Genomic DNA, 9046 nt, shown 5'->3' on the forward strand with positions numbered 1-9046 from the left:
CGCCGTGCTGCACGAACTCGAAATGGCTGAGGAAGAACCGCAGGCGCTCGCGCACGGCATCCGGAATGGGCACCGCGCGGATCTGCGCGCGCATCTCATGCTGCTGCGCCGCGTCGAACGAGAGTTCGGCGGGCACGTGCTCCTCGGGCTTCTCCCCCGCCTCGACGCGGGTGATCAACTCGTCGAAGAACCGGCTGTTGAACCCGGCCGCCTGCACGGTGACATCCATGCGGTCGCGGAGCGCCTGGATGACGGGGAAGGTTCCGCCGCCCGCGTCATCGTTCGCGGTGAAGAACCAGCTCTCCACTCCCCCGTCCGGCGCGGTGCGGCGCATCTGGTCGTGGCTCTCGACATAGCCCTCCGCGACCATCGTCAGCAGTGCCGACTGGGTCTTGGTGGGGATGCGGTTGTACTCGTCGATGATCTTGACGGGAAGGCCCAGCCAGTCGCGCCAGGCGATGCGGATGTCGGTCAGCCGCTCGGCTCCGACGAGATCGCGCGGCAACGGGATGCCGACGAGATCGCTGACCGTGAGCTGCGGCTGCCCCTGCTGCACGGCCCGCCTGACGTCCGCCGACGAGGTGCCCGCGAGCACCCCCATGAGCACGGCGACGGTGGTCTTGCCCCGACCGGGTCCGCCGATCAGCAGGCACTTGCCGCCGACCGCGAACGTGAGCAGCGGCACGAGGACGTTGGACGAGAACGACGCCTGCGTCGGCAGCGATACGGCAGCCCCGGCATCCCCCAGCCCGATCGAGAGCGGCTCGCCGTGCGAGAACTCCATGTCGTAGTAGGGCGAGATCACCGCCCGATTGACGATCCAGTAATAGACCTGGCGGAGCTTCTCGTCGAGCGGAACCGCGGCCCGTGTGGCCGGACGGAACAGGTCTTCGGCGGTCAGCGCCTCGACGCCGTGTCCGCTGCCGGGGTTCGTGGGCGAGGCGGAGACTCTGTTCCAGCGGTCGGGCATGCGATCATCCTAACGATGTCGATCGGGCGTGCTGCTGGAGCGCGCGTTGCTCGTCGAGCGGCCGTGCCTCGAGCGGAACGGCGAAGCTCAGGTGCTCGGTGAGGAGCTCCTGCAGAGCGGATGCCGCGGCCTCGACCCGTGTCGGCACATCGCCACGCACCTCGAGCCAGGGCACATCCTGCGTCGCCAGCACATCGCGGAAGCGCTGCTGCATGCCATGGCGGATGTGCTCGCCGTCGCGCATCCCGTCCTGCTCGAACGGGATCTCGTCGCCCGTGAGCACGTAGAGCAGCGGCCGATGCGCGGCTGCGGCCTCGTACAGACGCGCGGCCGTCGTACCGACGTAGCGCTCGTGCCACAGCGCTGTCGCGAGCACATCGGTGTCGCAGACCAGCACCGGCACCGGCACCTCCCGCAGAGCGCGCTGTTCGAGAGCGATCTGCCGATCGACGATCAGGTCGAACTCGTCGCTCCGCCACGGCGACTCGAGGCCGCCTTCACGGATCGCGGAGTGCTCGCGGCCGTACTCCGTCACCCACAGCGTTCCCAGCCTCTCGGCCAGCGCCGCAGCGAGAGTGGTCGATCCGGTGGACTCCGCCCCCAGCACCACGACCCGGGCGGTCAGCCAGGCGCGTACCGCCGGAGCGAGCTCATGCCAGTTGCCGGCGACATCGGCGCGGATGGCAGTCCCCGAGACGGGGTTGATGCGCCGCCCCTCGTCGATCCGCACCCAGCGGGCATCGAGTCGCCTCGCCAGCTCGCCTCCGTAGGCATCGCACGAGAACACGGTGTCGACGGGGTCGTCGAGCAGCGACCCGATCAGCGCCATGTGCTCGTCCCACGCGGCCTCCGACTCGAAGTCGACCGGGGCGTCGTCCATCGCGGCGACCACCCGCACACCGGGGTGCGACTCCCGGATCCAGTCGGCGCGCACCTCGAGCGGAATCGACTCGACCGAGGCGCCGAGCACCTGGACGGTGACGCGGTCGCTCGCGCGCTGCGCCTGACGGATGAGATGCGAATGCCCGCTGTGGAACGGGTAGAACTTGCCGAGTACCAGTCCGTGACCGCTCATGCCCGTAGCCTCATGCCCGGGCGGGAGCGGACGTCGTGCCCGCTGCCGCGCCATCGCGATCGGCGCTCGCAGCCCGACGCCACGAGCGGTATCCGATCACGCAGAGTCCGATGAAGAGCGCGTACAGCGCGGCGATCACCCACAGCCCGGCGGCGATCGAGAGGCCGACGAATGCGATGTCGACCCCGATCCAGACGAACCAGTTCTGGATCCACTTGCGGTTGAGCATGTACTGCGCCACGAGGCTCGCGGCGGTCGTCGCGGCATCCGGGATCGCCACCTGCGAGTCGGTGAACGTCGTGAGCACCCAGACCAGCACAGCTGCGCCCGCAACAGCGGCGAGCGCCAGCCACGGCCATGCTCGGCGCGGGGTGTTCACGACGTACGTACGGCTCTGCTCAGCGCCGTGCGTCCAGCGCCACCAGCCGTGCACGCCCATCAGCAGATAGACGACCTGCAGCGCCGCCGTGGCGTAGAGCCCCGCGCCGATGAACACGACGAACAGCACCACGTTGTTGGCGATGCCGATCGGGTAGTTCCAGACGTTCCGACGCCCGGCGAGCCACACGCAGACCGCTCCCGTGACGAAACCGAGAACCTGAGGCCACTCGGCCTGGAGCCATTCGAGCACGGGGCTCCTACAGTTCGACGCCGAGCAGAACGGGCTCCGGCTGCAGCACCAGACCGAACTCGGCGTGCACGCGGCTCTGGATGAAGCGCGCGAGCTCCGAGACCTCGGCGGCGGTCGCGCCGCCGCGGTTGGTCAGCGCCAGGGCGTGCTTGGTCGAGACGGACGCACGCGACCGAGGCAGCTTGAAGCCCTTGCGGATCCCGGCCTGCTCGATCAGCCACGCGGCACTCACCTTGACGTCCGGGGCCTCGGTCTTCACCGGCGGCACGAATCCGTCGTACGACGCGAGCGGGATCACCGTCACGGCATCGAGGTCGGGAGCCACGGGCCAGCGAGGGCACTCGGGCGGCAGCGCGCGGGCGACGGCATCGGGCACGATCGCGTTCTGGAAGAACGATCCGACGCCATGAGTGTCCGGATCGTGCTCGTCGAGCAGCATGCCCTTCGACGCCCGGGTGGCGAGGATGCGCTCACGCACCCACGCGAGGGGTACCGGAGCGTCCGAGTCGAGCGCGAGAGCCCGACGCAGCTGTTCGCCGCGGACGACACGTTCTCCGGCCACGACCAGATCGACCGTGACCGACAGGATGACGGCTCGTCGCTGCGGCACGCTGCCGTAGTGGTGCTTGAGCACGGACGTGCGGAAGCCGAGACCCAGATCGGCGGCGGACACCACGGAGACCTCACCCGTCGCCTCGTCGATCAGCTCGACCTCGACGAGAGTCTCCTGGATCTCCTGGCCGTAGGCGCCGATGTTCTGCACAGGAGCCGCGCCGACGGTGCCGGGGATGCCGCTCATGGCCTCGAGACCGGCATAGCCGTGCTCGACGGCGTAGCCGACGAGGTCGTCCCAGCCGTGGCCCGCCTGCACCCGCAGCCGGACGCGACCTGCGTGCGGAGACGGAAGCTCTTCGATGCCGCGGGTCAGGACGCGGATCACCGTGCCCTCGAACGGCTCATCGCCGATGAACAGGTTGGAGCCTCCACCGAGGACGAACCATTCCTCGCCGCGGGACCAGACGTCGGTGAGGGCGTCGACGAGCTCTGCCGTGGTCGAGGCCTCGAGCATCCGCTCGGGCGCTCCCCCGGTGCGGAGCGTCGTCAGCGTCGAGAGCTGCAGCGGCTCGATCTCGTGCACCACGCGGTCGCCCATCAGGAGGCGATGCGCAGCTGCGCCTTGACCAGCACGGTCGTCTCGCCGAACGTGACCTTGAGATCGATCCTCGTCGACGCCTCGTCGACCGCTCCCACCGTGGCGAGCACGTGCAGATCGGCTCCGTCGTTCGGATCGACGACGACGGGCTTGGTGAAGCGCACACCGTAGTCGAGGATCTGCGCGCCCGGCTCGAGAGCTGCGACGACCACCGACGAGGCGATTCCCATCGTGAGCATGCCGTGCGCGAGGACACCGGGCAGTCCCACCGAGGCGGCGATGTCATCACGGTAGTGGATCGGGTTGAAGTCGCCGGAGGCACCGGCATACCGGACGAGCGACTCCCGCGTGAGGTGGACGGTGCGCTCTGCGACGACGTCTCCGACAGCGAACGGCATCACGCGGCTCCTTCTTCGGCGCCGACCAGCAGCACGCTGGTGGCGGTGACGACGTGTGCGCCTGCGGCATCCGTGATCTCGGCGGCGCTCGTGATCATGGCGTTGCCGCCCATCATGCGGATGCCGGTGACGCTGAGCCGCCCGGTGAGCTCGTCACCCGCGACGATGGGCCGCGAGTAGGAGAACTTCTGCTCGGCGTGGATCGTGCGCGCGAGGACGATGCCCGAATCCGGCTCGGCGAGCAGCTGCTGAAGGGTGTGGTCCTGGATGACCATCGCGAAGGTCGGGGGCGCCACGACGTCATCGAAGCCCGCTGCACGAGCGGCCTCGACATCGGTGTGCTGAGGGGCGTCGGCGAAGACGGCACGCGCGAACTCGCGCACCTTCTCACGGCCGACGAGGTAGGGGGCGGTCGGGGGGAACTCACGACCGACAAGCTCTTGATTCACTGCCACCCCTCGATCCTACTTTCTCGGTCGTGGAGCGCGGTGCCCTGCGGCCGGATCAAAGGCCGTTCAGTCCTTCTTCTTGCGCCCCTTGATCGCCTTGATCGCCATCTGCACCGCGATCACCACGAGGTATGCCGCGAAGAGCATGTTGCCCACGAGCGGGTCGATCAGGGTGGCGAGCCAGGCTCCGAGTGCGGTGGTCGTGCAGGCGGAGACGCCGACGATCGCCGCGGCGAGGAGGTCGACGTTGCGGTTGCGGAGATTGCCGATCGTGCCCGAGATCGCGGTGGGGATCATCATGAGCAGCGAGGTGCCCTTGGCCACGAGGTCGCTCGTGCCGAAGGCGAGCATGAGCACGGGGACCACGATCACGCCCCCGCCGACACCGATCAGGCCGGCGAGGATGCCGGTGCCGACGCCGACCGCGAGCAGCGCGAGTCCGTTGAGCAGCTGCAGCTCGAACTCGGCGTCACGAGAGGGAACGACGAGGAACAGGCTCACGATCACGACCACGAGGAAGCCCACGAAGAACCAGCGCAGCACCGTCTGCGAGATCTTCGGCAGCAGTCGGGTGCCGATCTGCGCACCGACGACCGCGCCTGCGGCGAGGATCAGCGCGGGGATCCAGGCCACCGAGCCGTTGATCGCGTACGAGATGACGCCGACCGTCGCCGTCGGAACGATGGCCGCGAGGGAGGTGCCGGCTCCCAGCCGCTGGTTGAAGTGCAGGAAGAGCACGAGGAGCGGGACGATGACCGTGCCGCCGCCGACGCCGAAGAGACCGGAGAGGAGGCCGGCGATCAGGCCGATCCCGATGAATGCCGTATAGGCGCGAGGCCCTCTGCTCAGGGTCTCTGCATCAGTCACCGGTTCAGCCTACTCCCGGGTATCCGCCCCCACTGACGGGTCGCACGCACACCCTGGGACTCGGTGCCTTAATGTGCGACACTGGATCGCATCAGACGGCGTCGTCGCCTCACCGGATCGAAGGAGATCTCATGGTGCGCAGTTCCTATCCCGATGTCGAGATCCCCGCGGTCTCGATCCACGAGTTCCTGTTCGGCGATGTCGAGGAGCACCGGCTCGACGCGGTCGCGATCATCGACGGGGTCAGCGGCGCGACGACGACCTATCGCCAGTTGATCGGACAGATCGACCTGTTCGCGGGCGCCCTCGCCGCGCGTGGCGTCGGAGTCGGCACGAAGGTCGGTGTGTTGTGCCCGAACGTCCCGGCATTCGCCACGGTGTTCCACGGCATCCTGCGCGCCGGAGCGACCGCGACGACCATCAACTCCCTCTACACACCCGAGGAGATCGCCAACCAGCTGACGGATGCCGAGGCCACCTGGCTCGTCACCGTCTCCCCCCTCCTTCCCGGCGCGAAGGCCGCAGCAGCAGCGCTCGGCTTCGATGACGACCATGTGATCGTCCTCGACGGCGCGGAGGGCCACCCGTCTCTGCCCGCGCTGCTCGGCGAAGGCCACTCCGCGCCCGAGGTCTCGTTCGACCCGGCGACGCACCTGGCCGTGCTCCCCTACTCGTCCGGAACGACCGGGCGCCCCAAGGGCGTCATGCTCACGCACCGAAACCTGATCGCGAACGTGAGCCAGTGCCGATCGACGATCTCGCTCGGCGACGACGATCGCGTGCTCGCCGTGCTGCCGTTCTTCCACATCTACGGAATGACCGTGCTGTTGAACTTCGCACTGCGGCAGCGCGCCGCGCTTGTCACCATGCCCCGGTTCGATCTCACCGACTTCCTCCGCGTCGTCCAGGAGCACCGCACGACCTGGGTGTTCATCGCCCCGCCGATCGCCGTCGCCCTGGCGAAGCATCCGCTGGTCGACCAGTACGACACCTCGGCGATCAAGGTCATCTTCTCGGGCGCCGCTCCTCTCGACGGCGCACTCGCCTCAGCCGTGGCGAACCGACTCGGATGCATCGTCTGCCAGGGCTACGGAATGACCGAGACGAGCCCCGTCACGCATGCGATCCCCTACGACCGCGCGGACATCGATCGCTCCTCGGTCGGCATGCTGCTGGCGAACACCGAGGCCAGGCTGGTCGCAGAAGACGGCAGCGACATCGAACAGCCCGCGCAGGGCCTCAGCGCGCCCGGCGAGCTGCTGATCCGCGGACCGCAGGTGATGAAGGGCTATCTGAACAGGCCGGATGCCACGGCCGAGATGCTGGACGCCGACGGGTGGCTGCACACCGGAGACGTCGCGACCGTCACGCACGACGGGATCTTCCGTATCGTCGATCGCCTCAAGGAGCTCATCAAGTACAAGGGATACCAGGTGGCCCCCGCCGTGCTCGAGGCGGTGCTGCTCGAGCATCCGTCCATCGCCGACGCCGCTGTGATCGGCGCGCTCGACGACGACGGCCAGGAGGTCCCGAAGGCGTTCGTCGTCCTGCAGCCGGGCGCGGAGCTCGACGCGGATGCGGTGATGGCCCACGTCGCCGCGCATGTCGCCCCGCACGAGAAGGTGCGCCAGGTCGAGTTCATCGAGGGGATCCCGAAGTCCGCATCGGGCAAGATCCTCCGCAAGGATCTGCGCGTCCGCTGATCGAGATCGCCGGGTAGGACACCCCGACGACGAAGAAGCCCGCCGTCCCTTTCGGGGCGGCGGGCTTCTTCATGCGAGCGAGGTGCTTACTCGGACTTCTTCTCGACAGCGTCCTCGGCGGCAGCCTCGGCTGCCTCTCCCTCGGCCTGCGACTCGGCACCGGCGTCGGCGGACTCCTCGACGGGAGCCTCCTCCTCGACCGGAGCCTCCTCGACGACCTCAGCCGGCTTCTCAGCCTTGGCGGCCTTCTTGGTGGACTTCGCCTTGGGGGTGACGGGCTCGAGAACGAGCTCGATCACGGCCATGGGCGCGTTGTCGCCCTTGCGGTTGCCGACCTTCGTGATGCGGGTGTAGCCACCCTCACGGTCGGCGACCAGCGGTGCGATCTCGGCGAACAGCGTGTGCACGACGCTCTTGTCGCCGATGACCGAGAGGACGCGACGACGAGCGTGCAGGTCTCCGCGCTTGGCGAAGGTGATCAGGCGCTCGGCGAGCGGACGCAGGCGCTTGGCCTTGGTCTCGGTCGTCTTGATCGACTTGTGGGTGTACAGAGCCGCCGCGAGGTTGGCAAGCAGCAGGCGCTCGTGTGCGGGGCCGCCTCCGAGGCGGGGACCCTTGGTGGGCTTGGGCATATCTAGCTCCTGGTCAGGAAAGGTCGGGTCAGCTGGCCTCTGCCAGATGACAATCCGGGTGGGTCAGAAGGACTCGTCTTCGCTGCCGCCGTAGAAGTGGGCGCCGTCGAAACCGGGCACCGAATCTTTGAGCGACAGACCGAGCGAGATGAGCTTGTCGCGCACCTCGTCGACCGACTTCTGGCCGAAATTGCGGATGTTCATGAGCTGCGTCTCCGAGAGGGCGACGAGCTCCGAAACAGTGTTGATGCCTTCACGCTTCAGGCAGTTGTACGAGCGGACCGAAAGGTCGAGGTCCTCGATCGGCATCGACAGCTCGCTGGAGTTCACTGCCTCCACCGGCGCCGGGCCGATCTCGATGCCCTCGGCCTCGACGTTCAGCTCGCGGGCGAGACCGAACAGCTCGGTGAGCGTCTTGGCTGCCGACGCGACGGCGTCGCGGGGGCTGATCGCGGACTTCGTCTCGACGTCGAGGACGAGCTTGTCGAAGTCGGTACGCTCACCCGCACGGGTGGCGTCGACGCGGTAGCTGACCTTGAGGACCGGCGAGTAGATCGAGTCGATCGGGATCTGACCGGCCTCTGCGTACTCGTTGCGGTTCTGCGTCGCCGAGACGTAGCCACGGCCACGCTCGATGGTGAGCTCGAGCTCGAACTTCGCGGTCTCGTTGAGGGTCGCGATGACGAGCTCGGGGTTCTGGACCTCGACACCGGCCGGAGCCGAGATGTCGGCGGCGGTCACTTCGCCCGAACCGGTCTTGCGCAGGTACGCCGTGATCGGCTCGTCGCGCTCCGACGAGACGACGAGCTGCTTGATGTTGAGGATGATCTCGGTGACATCCTCCTTCACGCCGGGGATGGTGCTGAACTCGTGCAGCACGCCGTCGATGCGAACGCTGGTGACCGCGGCGCCGGGGATCGACGACAGCAGGCTGCGACGAAGCGCGTTGCCGATCGTGTATCCGAAGCCGGGCTCCAGAGGCTCGATGATGAACCGGCTCCGGTTCTCGACGATCTTTTCCTCGGTCAGTGTGGGACGCTGTGCAATAAGCACTCTGTGTTCCTTTCGATCACATGCCCGCTATATGACATGTGGTGGGGTGAGGTCTTGAGTTTTTGTGAGTCGATGCCCGCTGGCGGGCGTCGAGCCGCTCGAGCCCTGAGGCACG

At 67.9% G+C, this 9046-nt stretch carries 9 protein-coding genes and 1 pseudogene; 1 reads left to right on the plus strand and 9 read right to left on the minus strand.

Features of this window, described 5'->3' with window-relative positions:
* The 7 genes and pseudogenes from ASF80_RS19460 to ASF80_RS15695 all read right to left on the minus strand — a co-directional run.
* A pseudogene (locus ASF80_RS19460) lies at positions 1–970 on the minus strand (AAA family ATPase); the annotation flags it as partial.
* Positions 971–974: 4 nt separating this feature from the next.
* On the minus strand, positions 975–2045 hold the full coding sequence (locus tag ASF80_RS15670; protein WP_056312837.1) for an AAA family ATPase: 1071 nt from the start codon (positions 2043–2045) through the stop codon (positions 975–977).
* Between the two features lie 10 nt (positions 2046–2055).
* Positions 2056–2676 carry a nicotinamide riboside transporter PnuC gene (pnuC, locus tag ASF80_RS15675; RefSeq protein WP_056312840.1) on the minus strand — a complete coding sequence of 207 codons (621 nt, stop codon included), beginning with the start codon at positions 2674–2676 and terminating at the stop codon, positions 2056–2058.
* Between the two features lie 7 nt (positions 2677–2683).
* The gene (locus tag ASF80_RS15680; RefSeq protein WP_056313643.1) at positions 2684–3814 is read right to left on the minus strand and encodes a UDP-N-acetylmuramate dehydrogenase; all 1131 of its coding nucleotides are present in this window, start codon (positions 3812–3814) and stop codon (positions 2684–2686) included.
* A gap of 14 nt (positions 3815–3828) precedes the next feature.
* The gene (locus ASF80_RS15685; RefSeq protein WP_056312842.1) at positions 3829–4227 is read right to left on the minus strand and encodes a MaoC/PaaZ C-terminal domain-containing protein; all 399 of its coding nucleotides are present in this window, start codon (positions 4225–4227) and stop codon (positions 3829–3831) included.
* Positions 4227–4682, minus strand: a complete 456-nt coding sequence (locus ASF80_RS15690; RefSeq protein WP_056312844.1) for an FAS1-like dehydratase domain-containing protein — start codon at positions 4680–4682, stop codon at positions 4227–4229. The genes ASF80_RS15685 and ASF80_RS15690 overlap by 1 nt, the downstream gene beginning before the upstream one ends.
* A 60-nt stretch (positions 4683–4742) precedes the next feature.
* On the minus strand, positions 4743–5543 hold the full coding sequence (locus ASF80_RS15695; protein WP_056312846.1) for a sulfite exporter TauE/SafE family protein: 801 nt from the start codon (positions 5541–5543) through the stop codon (positions 4743–4745).
* 131 nt (positions 5544–5674) lie between these two features.
* Here ASF80_RS15695 and ASF80_RS15700 point away from each other — a divergent pair, with 131 nt between their 5' ends.
* The gene (locus tag ASF80_RS15700) at positions 5675–7246 is read left to right on the plus strand and encodes an AMP-binding protein (RefSeq protein ID WP_056312848.1); all 1572 of its coding nucleotides are present in this window, start codon (positions 5675–5677) and stop codon (positions 7244–7246) included.
* Positions 7247–7332: 86 nt separating this feature from the next.
* On the opposite strand, the gene rplQ is transcribed toward ASF80_RS15700, so the two are convergent.
* Positions 7333–7878 (minus strand): 50S ribosomal protein L17, encoded by a 546-nt coding sequence (gene rplQ, locus ASF80_RS15705; RefSeq protein ID WP_056312849.1) that lies wholly within the window; start codon positions 7876–7878, stop codon positions 7333–7335.
* A 63-nt stretch (positions 7879–7941) separates the two neighbouring features.
* Positions 7942–8931 (minus strand): DNA-directed RNA polymerase subunit alpha, encoded by a 990-nt coding sequence (locus tag ASF80_RS15710; RefSeq protein ID WP_042538798.1) that lies wholly within the window; start codon positions 8929–8931, stop codon positions 7942–7944.
* Positions 8932–9046 lie beyond the last annotated feature (115 nt).

It is taken from the genome of Microbacterium sp. Leaf159, from assembly GCF_001423615.1.
Taxonomy (GTDB): Bacteria; Actinomycetota; Actinomycetes; order Actinomycetales; family Microbacteriaceae; genus Microbacterium.